Annotated in this window: 14 protein-coding genes, 5 tRNA genes and 1 pseudogene; 3 read left to right on the forward strand and 17 right to left on the reverse strand. The window is 41.1% G+C overall.

What is annotated here, in order from left to right; genetic code table 11:
* Positions 1–18 precede the first annotated feature (18 nt).
* The 4 genes from ACWHAR_RS16785 to ACWHAR_RS16800 all read right to left on the reverse strand — a co-directional run bounded on the left by ACWHAR_RS16785 (position 19) and on the right by ACWHAR_RS16800 (position 5,221).
* Positions 19–1,947, reverse strand: a complete 1,929-nt coding sequence (locus ACWHAR_RS16785; protein WP_032872654.1) for an FtsX-like permease family protein — start codon at positions 1,945–1,947, stop codon at positions 19–21.
* A complete protein-coding gene (locus tag ACWHAR_RS16790; RefSeq protein WP_007408973.1) occupies positions 1,934–2,698 on the reverse strand; it encodes an ABC transporter ATP-binding protein in 765 nt (254 codons plus the stop codon). The genes ACWHAR_RS16785 and ACWHAR_RS16790 overlap by 14 nt, the downstream gene beginning before the upstream one ends.
* Before the next feature lie 820 nt (positions 2,699–3,518).
* Positions 3,519–4,541, reverse strand: coding sequence for a sensor histidine kinase (locus tag ACWHAR_RS16795; protein WP_032872652.1), 1,023 nt, complete (start codon positions 4,539–4,541; stop codon positions 3,519–3,521).
* On the reverse strand, positions 4,538–5,221 hold the full coding sequence (locus ACWHAR_RS16800; RefSeq protein ID WP_007609089.1) for a response regulator transcription factor: 684 nt from the start codon (positions 5,219–5,221) through the stop codon (positions 4,538–4,540). The genes ACWHAR_RS16795 and ACWHAR_RS16800 overlap by 4 nt, the downstream gene beginning before the upstream one ends.
* Positions 5,222–5,481: 260 nt before the next feature.
* Between ACWHAR_RS16800 and ACWHAR_RS16805 the strand changes: the two are divergent.
* Positions 5,482–5,743 (forward strand): annotated as a pseudogene (locus ACWHAR_RS16805) (hypothetical protein); the annotation flags it as partial.
* A gap of 117 nt (positions 5,744–5,860) precedes the next feature.
* Here the strand turns inward: ACWHAR_RS16805 and ACWHAR_RS16810 are convergent.
* The 13 genes from ACWHAR_RS16810 to ACWHAR_RS16870 form a co-directional block, all read right to left on the reverse strand.
* Positions 5,861–6,514, reverse strand: coding sequence for an ABC-2 transporter permease (locus ACWHAR_RS16810; RefSeq protein WP_032872650.1), 654 nt, complete (start codon positions 6,512–6,514; stop codon positions 5,861–5,863).
* A complete protein-coding gene (locus tag ACWHAR_RS16815) occupies positions 6,492–7,364 on the reverse strand; it encodes an ABC transporter ATP-binding protein (RefSeq protein ID WP_029326108.1) in 873 nt (290 codons plus the stop codon). The genes ACWHAR_RS16810 and ACWHAR_RS16815 overlap by 23 nt, the downstream gene beginning before the upstream one ends.
* A 381-nt stretch (positions 7,365–7,745) precedes the next feature.
* Entirely contained in the window at positions 7,746–9,548 is a 1,803-nt protein-coding gene (gene glmS / locus ACWHAR_RS16820) for a glutamine--fructose-6-phosphate transaminase (isomerizing) (RefSeq protein ID WP_032872648.1), read from the reverse strand.
* A gap of 431 nt (positions 9,549–9,979) precedes the next feature.
* Positions 9,980–11,326 (reverse strand): phosphoglucosamine mutase, encoded by a 1,347-nt coding sequence (gene glmM / locus ACWHAR_RS16825; protein ID WP_007408011.1) that lies wholly within the window; start codon positions 11,324–11,326, stop codon positions 9,980–9,982.
* A 17-nt stretch (positions 11,327–11,343) separates the two neighbouring features.
* Positions 11,344–12,783 carry a CdaR family protein gene (locus ACWHAR_RS16830; RefSeq protein ID WP_032872646.1) on the reverse strand — a complete coding sequence of 480 codons (1,440 nt, stop codon included), beginning with the start codon at positions 12,781–12,783 and terminating at the stop codon, positions 11,344–11,346.
* Complete coding sequence (cdaA, locus tag ACWHAR_RS16835; RefSeq protein WP_003156763.1) at positions 12,776–13,597, reverse strand: diadenylate cyclase CdaA; 822 nt, start codon at positions 13,595–13,597, stop codon at positions 12,776–12,778. The genes ACWHAR_RS16830 and cdaA overlap by 8 nt, the downstream gene beginning before the upstream one ends.
* A gap of 166 nt (positions 13,598–13,763) precedes the next feature.
* Positions 13,764–14,390, reverse strand: coding sequence for an anti-sigma-W factor RsiW (gene rsiW / locus ACWHAR_RS16840; protein WP_003156765.1), 627 nt, complete (start codon positions 14,388–14,390; stop codon positions 13,764–13,766).
* Between the two features lie 13 nt (positions 14,391–14,403).
* Positions 14,404–14,967 carry an RNA polymerase sigma factor SigW gene (gene sigW, locus ACWHAR_RS16845; RefSeq protein WP_003156766.1) on the reverse strand — a complete coding sequence of 188 codons (564 nt, stop codon included), beginning with the start codon at positions 14,965–14,967 and terminating at the stop codon, positions 14,404–14,406.
* Between the two features lie 230 nt (positions 14,968–15,197).
* Positions 15,198–15,269: transfer RNA gene (locus tag ACWHAR_RS16850), tRNA-Gln, on the reverse strand.
* Positions 15,270–15,273: 4 nt separating this feature from the next.
* Positions 15,274–15,358 (reverse strand) — tRNA-Tyr (locus tag ACWHAR_RS16855).
* A gap of 19 nt (positions 15,359–15,377) precedes the next feature.
* Positions 15,378–15,450, reverse strand: a tRNA-Thr gene (locus ACWHAR_RS16860).
* 5 nt (positions 15,451–15,455) lie between these two features.
* Positions 15,456–15,531 (reverse strand) — tRNA-Val (locus tag ACWHAR_RS16865).
* A gap of 3 nt (positions 15,532–15,534) precedes the next feature.
* A tRNA-Glu gene (locus ACWHAR_RS16870) sits at positions 15,535–15,606 on the reverse strand.
* A 180-nt stretch (positions 15,607–15,786) separates the two neighbouring features.
* Between ACWHAR_RS16870 and ACWHAR_RS16875 the strand changes: the two genes are divergently transcribed.
* Together ACWHAR_RS16875 and ACWHAR_RS16880 are read left to right on the forward strand one after the other, a co-directional pair.
* Positions 15,787–16,239, forward strand: a complete 453-nt coding sequence (locus ACWHAR_RS16875) for a DUF523 domain-containing protein (RefSeq protein ID WP_007408014.1) — start codon at positions 15,787–15,789, stop codon at positions 16,237–16,239.
* A gap of 18 nt (positions 16,240–16,257) precedes the next feature.
* Positions 16,258–16,734, forward strand: a complete 477-nt coding sequence (locus ACWHAR_RS16880) for a GNAT family N-acetyltransferase (protein WP_032872644.1) — start codon at positions 16,258–16,260, stop codon at positions 16,732–16,734.
* Positions 16,735–16,817 lie beyond the last annotated feature (83 nt).

Consider the following 16,817-nt stretch of genomic DNA (forward strand, 5'->3'; position numbering starts at 1 on the left):
ACAATCCTTCTCATTTTTTTACTGCTCTTCATATACCAATTTGGTATAGTTTTTACAGAGTCCTATATAAAAAGCAACCATTATAAGAACAAATAATCCGATGCCGCATAGAATTGGAATGGTGAATTTTACATTCATAATCTGTTCCAGCATATTCATTGCTACAATGCTATGAAGGGCCCCCACAATCACAGGCAGTAAAAATGCAATTCCAACTTGCAGATAGACAGACCTCTGCACTTCCTTTTTACTCATACCAATTTTTTTCAACATTGAATATTGTTCCCTATCAGTGAATGCATCACTTAAAATTTTAAAGTAAATTGTACTAAAGGTCGCTAGTATGAATACTAGGGACATAATCAGGCCTAAAAAGAAAAATTGACCTAAAGCATAATACTCCCATGTAAAGCTTTGATTCTTTCCATTTACATTCAAATCTCCACCTGGTACAACTTCCTTGATTCTATTAACCACTTCCCTACTTTCTTTTTCATCTGTAATTCGCACACCATTTAATACAATCTCTTGGTTTTTCTTTCTTAATTCTTTATAATCATTGTCATTTAAAACATAAATGTTTTTGTCACCATATTTTTTAATTTTCCCTGTAAAAGGGAGCTGTGTATGTTTAGAAACTAGGAAATTATTATTATTAATGCTCACTTTATTACCATCAACATAAATAGGTGAAGCTATCGAATCAGCATTTAGAATAAAAGAAATTTCATGAATTTCTGGTTTAATTTGATTCAAAATACTTGCTTTATTACTATAATCCAAAAATATTAATGTTTTCTTTATTTGTGAGTAACTAGTGATAATAGCTTTGTTATTCGGATCAATATTTTGCTTATTATCGTCGTATTGGACATTACCAATAAAAAAGTGAATCTTATTGATTCCGATTAAGTCATGCTTTGACTCTCGAATCACTCCTTTGACTTTATCTTTGACATCTTCAGAATTGCTTTCAAAACTTAAACTGTATGGGGAGGCTGTGATGTCATAATTTGCTTCAAACTGTTTGAACGAAATGCTTACATTGAATGCAGTTACGGTAGCTGCTGTTAAAATAGCCGTCATCGCTAAACTTCTATAATTAACTTTTTGTCTAAAGAAAGTATTACTTATACTGACTAACCTTACATCTTTATAAATAATTTTTTTTGAATTTGTTAACTTCCCTAAAATTATAGTCAGAGAACTTCCAAAAAACAGATAAGTCCCCGTGCTGACCAAGACCAAGATTCCCATCGCAGAAAGCAATAAATCCAAATCCCATTGCTTAAAGTTTAGTGCAACTATATAGCCTGCAGCAATTAATACTAAACCTGTAAAACCCTTTGTATAATTATATTTTGGAGGTGAGGGCTTTGCTTTCGAAGCATTCAACATATTAATTAGTTGTGTTTTTTTCACAACTCTATAGTTTTTCATTCCCAGCATTACAAAGATGGTCCCGAACACAATAATAAGCTGAATGATGGCTTGTGCAGATATACTAAAAGGAATTTCACCACCCAGTGTCATGGACTTACTTAATAACATTAAGAACAATTTCGAGAATAATATCCCGATCAATAAACCCATTAATAGAGACAAACTGCCTATTAGAATACTTTCAATTGCGAATACTCTTCCAATTTTAGAAGTACTTATTCCCATTAGCATGTATAACCCGGTTTCTTTTTGACGTTGTTTTAAAAAGAATCCATTGGCATGCCACATAAAAAAGACCACTGTGCAAATTAGAACAAAGCCAGATGTTGCACTTGCCACTACAGCTGATTGAAACCTTTCAGTTAATTGGACAAACACTTCATTGTACTGTATAGCAGTAAAATTGTAGTAAGTTGCCACAGTTACAACTAAAACCACAAAATATAATCCATATATTTTTAAATTATTCTTCAAAAGCTTAAAGGCAATTTTAAAGGAGTTCATTTTCCGATCCTCCCATTACGGCAAGCATGTTTAACACTTTCTTAAATAATTCCTTTTTATCTCCGCTGCTGTCTAGTCTTCCGTGTAATTTACCGTCCTTTAAGAACATAACCCTATTACAATAACTTGCTGCGTTTGCATCATGGGTTACCATGATGATGGTTGTTCCTATGGTTTTGTTAATATTTTTAAAACATTCTAGAACCTCTGAGGATGACTTAGAGTCAAGAGCCCCTGTTGGTTCGTCTGCAAAAATAACCTTTGGAGAGGTAATTAACGCACGACAAATAGCTACTCTTTGCTTTTGACCGCCTGACAATTCATATGGATACTTATCTAACTGATTTGAAATTCCTAAGAGCTCAGTTAGTTCATCAATTTTTTTTAGAATGATTTTGTGTTTTACATTGTTTAGTGCAAGAGGCAGAGCAATGTTATCTCTAATTGTCATATTGTCTAATAAATTAAAAGCTTGGAAGACAAATCCGATTGTGTCTCTCCTGAATTTTGCAAGGTCCTCATCCTTGTAATAATCTATTCTTTTACCATCGATTAAAACTTCTCCTAAAGTAGCTTTGTCAATAGTAGACATAATATTTAACAATGTGGTCTTACCTGAGCCTGAAGGACCCATTATACCAACAAATTCTCCTTTGTTGATATTTAAGCTTACCTCCTTAAGCGCTCGAAAGGTACTGCCAATTTCACCATACTCCTTTATTACGTTTGATACCTCTACGATCTTATTCATCTATAAACCCCCATAAAATCTGATTATGCGTAGGACATTGATTCTTATAGTTGTATTATAATTTAGAGCACAAAACGCTACTATCGATTAAGGTTACATTTCTAAAAGTGAATGTGACATTCATGTTAGGTTTGGTGATGGGTTAGAGGACTTTTGTACAAAACCATGGATAATCAGTATGTGAGGTTTTTAAGCAGATATAGGGAGCGGCACCGCTCCCTATTACTTTTCTCCAAAAAGATAATTCTTCAAAATCAACAGTCTTATCGTCTACTCATAAAAAACAGAAAAATCATAATTCACTAAATTGTTTTTAGGATTAAATTCATAGGTTTCTATTGACTTAACTCAGTTCTCAAAATCGGCAAGAAAATATCTTCTAACTCCTTGTTTCTTAAAAATAAATTATCTGTACCATCTAATTTTAAAATCATTTTTTGGCAAGCTGTGTATTAGTTGTTTTCTTCCCTTCAATTGAGGAGCTTTTCTACGGAGACAAATAGGCACGAGGGCAGGATTTCATTTCGAAATTTGTGACAAAGCTCATATGTAAGCAGTTCACCCATACTATGTTCGAAAATAGGCAAAAGGTTCAGTTATATTATTCTTAATAGAATTATATATATCCTCAACCATTTCTTCCATATTGTCTATTGAGGGTCTTTCAATCTTCTTCCTCTGCCAGCCAACTCTACTTCATTTACCTCAACAAGTGGATCCATGAATTTTTTCCACTTAGAATAAACTATCGATGACCCACTGCAAATGGAATACAAAATATTTTAGCCTTTCTTCTCATTAGATTATCCCCTGTTTTTAACTAATTACTTATTGCTTCATTTGCCACTTTATAATAATCGGATAGTTTATAAAATATAATGTGAAATTCAGTATATTCACCCTCTACGCTGTCTACCTCAATTCCTATACTTAGTCTATCAGCCATTTTTTTAGCATAATATAAACCCATCCCTGTAGATTTCGTTCCTACCTTACCATTTTTACCTGTAAAGCCTTTATCGAATATCCTAGATAAACCCTCTTTTGAAATACCAATTCCATTATCTTTAATCATTATATAATAGGCTTGTTTCTCTTCTTTAGTTGTAATAGTCAGCGTTCCCCCCTCAGGTGTATATTTACTGCTATTATTAAGAATTTGACCAAAAATATAATAGATCCAACGTTCATCACTGATAACACTAAATGGTTTTAAATTAGTCTCAATCTCAATGTTTTTATTAATAAAAAAAAGAGCATTTTCTTTTATTGCACTTCTTAAAATATGACATACATCTACTACTCCCGCTAAAATGTCTTGATCGTAGTGATTAGCTCTTGTCACATGTAAAATGTGATTAATCCTAAATTTAATTCGTTCAATTTGATTACGCAGCTCTCTGCTGCTTTCTGAGTTAATCTCATCCAGTAGCAGTTCACACACAGCTATATTAACTTTTATGTCATGAACCCATTGAGTAGTATAGTCCTGAATTTCGTTAATACCGTTTTTATAATCTTCTTCTGCTTTCAAAAATTTATTTTGTTGCTTTTTGGAGACTTTTATAAGCATATCTATAAAATAATCATTTCTAACTTTGTTTTTTTCTAAAGTTTCGATAGAACTATTAAACACAACTTCGTATTTCTTTTTTGCCTTGATGAATCCATAGAAAATGTTGATCAGTAGAATAAAGACAATCAACAAATCCATATAAAAAATGTCTATATAACTTTGATGAATAGAGGTACTCGCAAACAAAATCCCATTGATTACAACCAGAATAAGTGCACTGCATAAAATCCATAATATATGATTTTTCACATAATCAATTAATTTCATTGAATTATATATCCCATTCCTTTTTTTGTTAAAATAAAGTCATCAACATTAATCCCCTCTAATCTATTCCTTAATCTATTTATATTTACTGTCAACGTATTTTCGTTTACGTAAATATCATCATTCCAAAGCTGTCTCATTAAATTATCCCGCGAAACAACTTTCCCTTTGTTTTCCATTAACGTTTTTAGAATTTTAAATTCATTCTTTGTAAGCTCTAAACTCTGATCTTGGAAGTATATTTTTGCATCGTTAAGGTTTAATATCACATTATTAGATTCGATTAGATGAGATTCTGCTGTTATGTACTCATAAGTTCTCCTTATAATTGCTTGTAATTTCGCCACCAATACATGGCTGTCAAATGGTTTTTGAATATAATCATCCCCGCCATTGTTAATAGCCATGACAATATCCATATTACTGTTTCTAGACGAGCAAAAAATAATTGGGACACTTGAAACTTCTCTTATTTTCTTACACCAATAAAAACCATCAAATGAAGGAATATTGATGTCCAATAATATGATGTGAGGCTCTTCTTTTTCATATATTGACAAAATATTATCAAAATCTCCGCATATAACAGTTTCAAAATTCCATTTAACAAGTAAATTTTGTAACGCCTTAGCCATATCCTTATCGTCTTCTATAATCAGCAATTTATATATATTATCCAATTTCTCACCTTCTTATAAAAATAGCTCACCATGCTCTCAAGGATTATTTAAAAATAAAACAGGAAGGAAGAGAAAATCAATTCCCTCCTGTGTTAAATGTTACATTCCTTTATAAGGTAATGAATGTTCTTCTGTTTTTTAAATATATTATTAATTAATGCCGTATTTCCTGATAAATAACCCTTTGAAAGCATTTCACCATGTTCCCCGAATCCATTATAATAATGCACTGCTCTCTCAGTAAAGTCTTCCCAATTATAAATACAAGCCTCAGTCCGAATGGATCAGATTCAACCGTTCTCAGGCTCGACTTAACCAAACAAACAAGCATTCCAAAAGACGCCAAAGTGAAAAGAATCAATACCGCCGCGACTCAAACACCAAGCCAAGGAAACACAAGACATTGCATAATGTCAGAAGAGAATAAAGTGTGGCACCGAGCACTCGCAAACAGCAAAATCGACTATGAAAAATGTGAAATTAAAGATTGATTATGAGTACGATGTGACAACGCAGTTTTAATTAGAAGAACAGCCGCCTATTGTGCGGGCGGCTGTCTGCTTGGAGTTAAAGTGAATTAATGAGAGCCCATGCCATGCCTTATCCTGTTGTCACAGCATAAAATCATTAAACACGCTGCTAAAATTCTTTTTTATGATATATAGCTGCGGCAATGAAAAATGAAATGATATATAAGATAACGCCGATCAAGAGATATATAATCGGAACATATAAAGAAGGATTTATATGCAAAAATGACAGAGGTACTTGTTCTGCTACATACCCAACGACACTTTGTAATCCAAAGGTAGCAAAAAGTCCCCCCATTGCCCCTCCAATCACGATAGCATCAGACTTTTCCGGGCCTATCATGTAGAGAAGAGGATAAACGATTGCACCGGCAAAGAGAACGATGAACGTTCCAAAAGAGACAATATTAAATATGCCGTCAATTGGTTCATCAGAACCCAGGCTGTATACAAGGAAAATACCATAAGATATTACAGCTCCGATCACAACAACCAAAAGATAAAAGACATAGTGACTTTGAACAATATTTGTTCTGCTGACCGGTAAAGTCAGGACATACCTGTCATAGCCAGACTTGCTCTCATACTTTATAACCTCAAGGGCGGGCATAACGACAAACAAAATAATCAGCATTGCAACAAAACGATGCATTGAAGCATCCCCAAAATAAAAAATGACTGCTGATACCAATATGGCCAACCCCGTGTATGCAAAGAAACTCCGATAAACCAAGTAATAGTTAGTCAGTAACAGACCTCTCAATGTTTTCACTCCTCGTTAAAAAGACGCTGATTTCTTCTATGGAAAGGGTGTTGGCCGTTACGCCATTCGGCAATTTCTGTTGATCCGATACAAGCACACTCCAATAAGATCCATGATTCCTTTTTGCTAGAACGATATCTTCGTCAAGCTCAGCCAATCGGCCCTCATCAACGTCTATAACAGTATAGCTTTCAAGAACCTTATCTTTCTCTTCATTTAATAAAATTTCGCCATCTTTCATAATAATGATATGGCTGGCTATCTTCTCGACATCAGTCATAATGTGCGATGAAAGTAAAATACCGCCGTTGCTTTTACTCACAAAGCTTTTTAATTCATTTAACAGGTCATCTCTTGAAGAGGGATCAAGTCCTCCCGTTGCTTCATCCAGAAGTAATAATTTTGCATTATGCGACAAAGCAACAGCTACGGATAACTTCATTGACATGCCGCGCGAGAATGTATTCACTTTTTTGTCCATAGGTAAAGAGAAAGAATGAACCAACCGGTAAAAATGATCTTGGTCCCAAGCACCGAATAGTTTCTTAAATACATGATTCAGCTGCTTTATCGTAAGGTGCGCAGGAAGATTCATCGCATCAAATACGACCCCAATATCTTCTTTGAACTTTATATGTTTATCCAAATTCTCTTTACCAAAGATTTTCACTTTACCTCTATCCTGAGAGATTAATCCTAATATCGTTTTAAATGTTGTTGACTTGCCTGCGCCGTTATCACCGATAAAACCGACAATTGATCCGGCAGGCACATTGAATGTAACATCCTTTAAAACAGCTTTATGACCAAAAGATTTGCTGATGTTTCTGATTTCTAAAAGGTTTGACATCATTCCACTCCTATCATTGCTGTCAGGACTTTTTTTGAGAATTGAACCGGATTATTGCAAAAATGTTGTGATTTTTATATCTAGTCGAGGTATTCATAAAGAGGCAGGAGCCGGCAAATACAACAGGGATTTTAAAGTCATAAGCATAATGTGGATGTGTAATCGATTGATTACATTTATATAATGGATATTCATGATGAAAATTGCTGGAGGTGATTACTTTCCGATGAGGTTTTAACCGGAATGCATCTCGTATTATAAAGCAGGTGTTAATCCTTTTCAATATATAAAAGGGGATTTCTTTACAATCGCAAAGAGTATGTATTTCTCATTTCCGCATTAAAAAACCCCTCTGGCTAATAACCAAAGGGGTTAAATATATTATTCCACCGTAACACTCTTCGCAAGGTTGCGCGGTTTGTCAACGTCACAGCCGCGGTGCAGTGCCGCATAGTAAGCGATCAGCTGCAATGGCACAACAGAAACCAGCGGAGCAAGCGCAGGGTTGACTTCCGGCAGGATGAATCTGTCGTCTGCGTCTTCTAAGCCTTTCAGCGAGATGATGCAAGTGTTGGCGCCGCGGGCCGCGACTTCCTTCACGTTTCCGCGGATGCTCAGGTTGACGTGTTCTTGTGTCGCAAGCGCAAAGACCGGTGTTCCTTCTTCAATCAGAGCGATTGTTCCATGCTTCAGCTCGCCGCCGGCGAAGCCTTCCGCCTGGATGTAAGAAATCTCTTTCAGCTTCAGGGCACCTTCGACACACACGAAGTAGTCAAGGCCGCGGCCGATGAAGAAAGCGTTTCTTGAAACAGTCAGGTACTCACGTGCGATCATTTCCATTTCGTCCTTCTGGTCGCAGAGGGCTTCCATGGCGTTTGCCGCAATACCTAATTCTTTGACCAAATCAAAACCGATATCAACGCCGTTGCATTCTGCTGCAACGGACGCAACGATCGCGAGGACGGCAATCTGAGCCGTATACGCTTTTGTTGATGCAACAGCGATCTCAGGGCCTGCGTGCAGAAGCAATGTGTAATCCGCTTCACGAGAAAGCGTTGATCCCGGAACGTTTGTAATTGTCAGCGCTTTGTGACCCAGCGCTTTGACTTGAACAAGCACGGCGCGGCTGTCCGCTGTTTCTCCGCTTTGAGAAAGGAAGATAAAGAGCGGCTTCTTAGACAGAAGCGGCATGTTGTAAGAGAATTCACTCGCTACATGCACTTCAACCGGTACGTTTGCCCACATTTCAATATATTGTTTCCCGACAAGACCGGCATGGTAGCTCGTTCCGCAAGCCACGATATAAATGCGGTCCGCTTCCGCCACGGCGTCAGCGACATCGCCGGCCACGGCCAGTCTGCCGTTTTCGTCCTGATACGTTTGGATGATTTTGCGCATAACAAGCGGCTGCTCATCCGTTTCTTTTAACATGTAGTGAGGGTATGTGCCTTTTTCGATATCACTGGCGTCAAGCTCAGCAATATAAGACGCACGTGTCATGACTTCACCGTCAAGGTTTTTAATCACGGCTTCGTCTTTTGTCACGATCACCATTTCTTTGTCCAAAAGCTCAACGTATTCATTCGTTACTTGAAGCATAGCCATCGCGTCAGATGCCACGACGTTAAACGTATCTCCAAGACCGATTAACAGAGGGCTTTTGTTTTTTGCAACGTAAATGGTGTCTGTGTTTTCACCGTCAAATAATGCAATTGCGTAAGAACCTTTTAACAGAGTCAGTGTTTTGCGGAACGCTTCTTCTGTGCTAAGTCCTCCCGCCACAAATTGCTCGATCATTTGAACGACTACTTCAGTGTCCGTGTCGCTTTTCAGTTCAACGTTTTCAAGGTATTCGCGCTTCAGCTGAACATAGTTCTCGATCACACCGTTATGAACAAGTGTAAAGCGGCCGAGTGCGCTTTGATGCGGGTGAGCGTTCAGGAAGCTTGGTTCGCCGTGAGTCGCCCAGCGTGTATGGCCGATTCCCGCTTGAGATTCAACCGTGTGATCCACCACTTCACGAAGGTCGGCGATGCGGCCTTTTTCTTTGTACACATGCACGCCCTGCTCATTCGCCACAGCAATACCGGCAGAGTCATAACCGCGGTACTCAAGCTTCTCTAATCCTTTTAACAAAATCTCTTTCGCATCAAGCTGACCGATATAACCTACAATTCCACACATATTTTCTTCCTCCTAAAGGTGCAAAAGGAGACGAAGAAAGTCAAATTACAAGGGGACTTTCAATCGTCCCCTCCCACATGTTTTTTTGGAAGATCATGTGATTTCTCTTTGTTCGGAGAGTCGCCCCTCCGGTTTGAAGAAATCCTTACGGCTGTGATCTAAATGAATCAGCCGGGAGGCATCCGCCGAAAATTCGATAACCTCCATCCTCGTCAACTAAGCCGTTTTTCGGGCGCTTAGTTCGGGCGCTGTAATTATAAAAGATGCAAACAATCCCGCCTTTCCTGCAAGTGAAAAACAAAGGCTGAACAAGCTTGATTTTACAGCATGTGCCAAGGACGGTCAATTATTTTTTGCCGCCCCGGCATCATGTTTACTATCATATTATGCTGATCGCACTTGTCTTGTTCGCTCTCTGTTTATAAACTTCGCTACTCCGCTCCCATTTCTGTCCGCACGACATCCACGATTTTTGTGACATATTCGTCACAAAGCTCTTTTGTTCTCGCTTCGGCCATCACGCGGACGAGCGGTTCGGTGCCTGACGGGCGCACTAAAATCCGGCCGTCTCCGTTCATTTCTTTTTCCACTTCAGAAATAACGGCCTTCACCTTAGCGTTTTCTTCTACCTTATATTTATCCGTCACTTTCACATTCACTAAGAGTTGCGGGAATTTTTTCATTTCATCCGCAAGTTCTGAAAGGGTTTTGCCGGACGCCTTCAGCGTATTCACAAGCATGATCGCGGACAAAAGACCGTCGCCGGTAGTGTTGTAATCAAGGAAAATAAGGTGCCCCGACTGCTCGCCGCCGACATTATAGCCGTCTTTTTTCATCGCTTCTACGACATAGCGGTCGCCGACTGCCGTTTGAACGCTTTTGATTTCTTCTTTTTCAAGCGCTTTGTAGAAACCGAGGTTGCTCATCACGGTCGATACGACGGTATCATCCTTCAGACGGCCTTCTGATTTCAAATACTTCGCGCATATGTACATAATCTGATCACCGTCGACGATGTTTCCTTTTTCATCAACGGCAATGAGGCGGTCGCCGTCGCCGTCAAACGCAAGGCCGATATCGGCGTTTTTTTCTTTGACGAAAGCACTCAGCGCTTCCGGGTGTGTAGAACCGACGCCATCATTAATGTTCAATCCGTTCGGAGACGTCCCCATTGTAGATACGTCAGCATCGAGATCGGCAAAAAGGTGCGTCGCAATAGAAGAGGTCGCACCATGGGCGCAGTCAAGCGCTACATGAATGCCTGTGAAATCTTCGTCCGCCGTCTGCTTTAAAAATTGCAGATACTTTTGAACGCCTTCAAAATAATCGTTTACAAGCCCGAGGTCCGCGCCTGTCGGTCTCGGCAGCTTATCTTCCGGTTCATCCATGAGACGTTCAATCTCGGCCTCCTGCTCATCAGAAAGCTTAAAGCCGTCCCCTCCGAAAAATTTAATTCCGTTATCCTGTACGGGGTTGTGAGAAGCGGAGATCATGACGCCCGCCTCAGCATCCATGGCTTTCGTTAAATAGGATACCCCCGGCGTAGAAATAACGCCGAGGCGCATCACTTCAGCTCCGATCGATAAAAGTCCGGCGACAAGGGCTCCCTCCAGCATATGTCCGGAGATACGTGTATCACGGCCGATCAGCACTTTCGGGCGCTGCTTATCTTTGGTCAGGACATAACCGCCAAAACGCCCAACTTTAAAGGCCAGCTCTGGCGTAAGCTCGCTGTTGGCAACACCTCTTACACCATCTGTTCCAAAATACTTGCCCATTTTGTATCGCTCCTTTTTCATTCTGTTGAAGAAGAATCAGCGCTTGATCCGTCTTCATCCTGGTCTTGATTTTGATCCTGGTTTTGACTTTTATTCTGATCGCTGTCAGTGTCGTCTTCCCGGTTCTTGTTCTTGTCTTTGTCTGCGTCTCCGCTTGTGCCGTTCTTATTGCCGGAATCAGCGGAACCGCCGTTATTTTTATTTGAACTTGTGTTTTTCTTAGAAGTCAGCTTAATCTTAACCGTGTCTTTTGACAGGGACCATGTGACGTTTTGCGGGCCGTTTACTTCAAGCTTTACAGAGTGCTCTCCGTCATCCAAGTCCGAGACATTGGCATACAGTTCAATGTCCGACTTTTTCAGCGCCTTAATGTTGGCGGGAGAGCCTTTGGCCGTAATATTTATCGCCTGCGATTCAAGATCGAGAAACTCAATCTGCTGTGAGCCTCCCAGTCCGACCGTCTTGATTCCGACATTGTCAAAATCCTTTTTGTCTTCACTGTCCACTTTAACATGAAGCGTGATTTTTTCCGGTGATACCTTAGTGACACCCTTAGGAAGCGGGATATCGGCATTGATATCGGTATCTTTATCAATTTTGCCTAAATCAAGAGATACGCCGTCAATAAATTCAAGTGAATCCAGCACATCCTGCGGGCCGTAAACCGTCACCTCACTCGGATTCGAGTCAATGCTCGCAACGCTCACCCCGTCCGGAAGACTTCCCTTCCTTTCGATTTTGAAAGGAAGCTTTTTGCTCGGACTGGCTACGGGAACCGTCACTTTAATGACTGACGGTTCAACATCAACAGGAAGTGCGTTGCCGTCTTTGTCATAGACGGTCACTTTCACTTCCTTTTCAATGGTCTCATTTGCATTTTCAAGGTTCACGGATGCTTTGACAAGTGAAATGTTATCAATCACATTTTTCGAACCTGTAATCTGCACGTTTTTCGGGCTGATAATCGGCTGCTGAGGGGTGTATCCCTTTTTCATTTTGCTTTTATTGTAGTATTCAACTTCCACGGGAAAACTCTCAGCCGTTTTTTCCTGAATCGTAACCGTCGTGACTGACGGGTTAATGGAGACCGTCAGTCCGTCCGATACGTTTTTCGCCTTCAATTCGACCTTATGAGTCCCGGTCTTCAGCTTATTCATATCGGCGTATATCTCAAAATTCTTCGTCTGTCTCGCCTTTTTCACCGCGCTTGTCGAGCCTTTAATCGTGACATTTACGGTCTGGGGCACGCCGGTGACAACATAGTTCGCTTCATCATAGTATGCTTTTACAGGAATATCAGTAAGCGTAGCCTCGTCAGTCGTTGATGTCGGAAAAAAGGATTCCCCCGGCTTTTTCGGAGTCGGCGCCTGGTTGTTGTTAACCGCAACGTAAAGCAGCAGCGCAAAGAGCAATGCAATGATCTTTACAGCCCAGCGGTTGTTTAAGAATTTATCCATTTTTCTTGCCCCTCCAGTACCAGCGGTTAGAAGAAGTATCTCTGGCGTTCTTCTTAAACTCGGCTTCAAGCATTTCTTTCAGTGCTTCTTCCGTCAATTCTCTGTGAAGGTCTCCGTTTTTGGCCACACTGATGGCGCCCGTCTCTTCAGATACAATAATGGTTAAGCTGTCCGTCACTTCACTGATGCCGACAGCCGCTCTGTGACGCGTCCCCAGCTCCTTTGAAATAAACGGGCTTTCAGAAAGCGGCAGATAACAGGCAGCCGCCGCAATCTCGTTATTTTTCATAATGACCGCTCCATCATGCAGCGGTGTATTCGGGATGAAGATATTAATCAAAAGCTCCGAGCTGACCTGCGCATTAAGCGGGATGCCCGTCTCAATATAATCACCCATTCCCGTATCGCGCTCAATCGCGATGAGTGCGCCGATGCGGCGTTTTGCCATGTAGCTGATCGATTTTGTAATCGCTTCAATTGTCTTATGCTGCGCTTCCTCCACGGGGGTTCCGCTCCTGGAAAAGAACCGGCCCCGTCCGAGCTGTTCAAGCGCCCGTCTCAGCTCAGGCTGGAATATAATGATGATCGCTAAAAATCCCCATGTTATCGCTTGGTCCATCAGCCACTGAAGCGTGCTGAGTCCCAAATATGAACTGGCCATCCGGACCAATACGATGACGACGATTCCTTTTAAAAGCTGAACCGCCTTCGTCCCGCGTATGACCATGATTAATTTATATATCACATACCAAACAAGGAGAATATCAACGGCATTGCCGAGGTATTGCAAAAATGGGATGTCCTCAAAAGCCATTTCCTCGTCCTCCAAGAATTCAGTCATTTCGTTTTTCTGTTATGAATTGTGCTGCATGAGCAATATGTACATCATATAGCGTGCTCATTATACCACATTTTGATTTCTCAAGTGAAATGAGCCAGCGCGGCGATGCACAAAAAAAAGAGTAAAGCGATTATACGCTTTACTCATCTTCATTCGGGTCCAAAGCGCTCACGACGCCCTGGCCCGCCGATTTCAGTTCGTACCAGACCCAGTCAAACAATTGGTTAATCTCTTCAATCTGCCCGGTGACTTGTCCGGCTGAGGCCATGTATTTTTCTCCGTTGACGACGGTCACATTGCCGTCGACTTTTCCTTCAATGAACAGCTTGCCGTTTTTTACTGTGACATCGCCCTTTACAGTCTCGCCTTCAGGGACGGTGACCGTGTGATTCTGCACGACAAGGTTCGGCTGTTTGGACACACTGAAATTGTGGTCATTATGCCAGCTGTTGAAAAAACCGCCGCCCATTAAAATCACAAAAACCGCTGCGGCTGCAATCATCGGATGAGTTTTGATCCATCGTTTTACAGAAGCGCGTTTTTTCTCTTTTGGAAGATTCGCCATAACTTTGGCAGTAAAATCAGCAGGGGCCGTGACATGCGATGTGCTTCGGACGAGTGCTACGGATTTCTCCATTTCATGAAAATGCCGTTTGCAATTCCCGCATGACTGCAAATGTTGTTTTAATACGTTTTCATCTTCAGGAAGGATATCTCCATCAAGATGCTTATGCATAAGCTGCACAATCTGTTCAGGACAGCTCATTTCATCACCCCACTTAAAGATCCCTCAATTGTTTTCTAAGAGCCTCTCTGCCTCTGTGTATCCTTGTCTTGACGGTGCCGACAGGGATATTCAGAATCTCCCCGATTTCAATTAAAGAGAGTTCGTCAATATACTTTAATACAATAACCGTTCTGTACTTGTCAGGCAGCTTTAAAATCTTTTTCTGAATTGTGTCCGACAGCTCCAATGACAATACGGCGTCTTCAGGGAGAACCCCGTCCGCGGCGATCTGCGAATACATCGTCAGCCCTTCTGCTCCCGCTACTTCTGCGTCCAGATAGTAATCAGGCTTTTTCTTGCGGATTCGGTCAATGGTCAGGTTGGTCGCAATTCTGTAAAGCCACGTTGAGAACTTTCTGTTGATATCGAAACTGTCGATATTGACATACGCTCTGATAAAAGCTTCCTGCGCAATATCTTCCGCCTCGTGAACATTGCCGAGCATGCGGTAGCAAAGCTGGTAAATCTTATCTTTATAAAGGTCAACGATTTCTGCAAACGCATTTTGATCGCCTTTTTTGACTTGCTTGATTCTTTTTTTAATCAGGTTTTCCATGTTTTATCTTACCTCTGCCCTTCACCGGTCTGTATCTATACGTTGTTTGTTTTAAAAGGTTTCATTTTTTTATTACATTTATTTTACCAAATTTCAGGCAGGGTGTAGATGAAAAATACAGAATATACTGCCTTAACAGCAGCTTAAAAATAGTATATCTGATGAACAATCAGAAATTGAAGCAAAATGCTGATAAAAAAAAGACACCTTTATGCAAAAGGTGTCTGAGACTGGGCTAGCTGGATTCGAACCAACGCATGACGGAGTCAAAGTCCGTTGCCTTACCGCTTGGCTATAGCCCAAAAATGGTGGAGGGGGGCAGATTCGAACTGCCGAACCCTGAGGGAGCGGATTTACAGTCCGCCGCGTTTAGCCACTTCGCTACCCCTCCGTATTTTTTTGTAAAACAGTGCCGGCCAGAGGACTTGAACCCCCAACCTACTGATTACAAGTCAGTTGCTCTACCAATTGAGCTAGGCCGGCAAATATGGTGGAGGATGACGGGCTCGAACCGCCGACCCTCTGCTTGTAAGGCAGATGCTCTCCCAGCTGAGCTAATCCTCCATATGACCCGTACGGGATTCGAACCCGTGTTACCGCCGTGAAAGGGCGGTGTCTTAACCGCTTGACCAACGGGCCGTTGTGTCCGCGTCGAGCTGACAAAAGTTATTATATACAGGTTGTACCCCATTTGTAAAGAGAAAAATTATTTTTTTTATTTTCAAACTTTTTTACTCGTTTTTTAACTGAAAAACTCATCCCTCCTCTCTTATTTCATTTATGATGAAAGTATCAAAATATTGAAGGGAATGGACACAGATGATCTTAGTCAGCTCTTGTCTCGGCGGTATCGAATGCAGGTATAACGGCTCTCACGCCGCTTCGGAAAAAATCCGCAGACTCGTAGAAGAAAAGAAAGCTGTTATGGTCTGCCCCGAACTTTTGGGCGGCTTCACCACTCCCCGCGAACCGGCGGAAATCATCGGCGGTACGGGCGAAGACGTGCTGAACGGAACAGCAAGAATCGTAACGGCATCAGGCGAAGACGTTACGGCTTTATATATGGACGGCGCGGAAAAAACGTTAGCATACGCAAAAGAAATAGGCGCCGCAACGGTCATCCTTAAAGAAAACAGTCCGTCCTGCGGCAGCAGCTTTATCTATGACGGCACTTTCTCAGGAAAAAAAATAATCGGAGACGGCATCACTTCCGCTCTTTTAAAACGGGCAGGCTGCCGTGTTCTATCAGAAGACGAATTGGATCAATTATAAAAAAGGAGAGTAGATATCATGGATGTGGCCCTGTCCTTTTATAAACCGGAGCATGCAGACGGGCTGAACGGGTTTGTGCTGAGTGAAGAAGATAAAAAGTTCACAGCTCTGCCGATAGATGTCCTGCCGCATGCTCTCGTCATCCGGGATCGCTACCCGACAGTCATTTTAAAAGAAGACCGCCCCGTCGGTTTTTTCATTTTACATACCTCAAAAGAAACCATTGCCCCGTATTCGAACAATGTGTCTGCCATTTTGCTGAGTGCGCTGTCCTTACATGCGCCGCATCAGGGAAAAGGTTATGCCAAACAAGCGATGCTGCAGCTCCCCGCTTTTGTCGCAAATTACTTTCCTTGGTGTGATGAAATCGTGCTTGCTGTAAACCATCGCAATCATCGTGCAAAGAACCTGTACCGGTCTTCCGGTTTTATTGATAAAGGCCGTCGCACGATCGGCCCCATCGGCGAACAGCACATTCTGCATCATTTTTTGTGAAAGCGCTTGATTACTTATCTCATTCCTGCCGATTTTTCTTGAAACATATATTCAGAAGCCCATATACTTCAAGTATTAACGAC

The organism is Bacillus sp. LR--39, assembly GCF_053613335.1.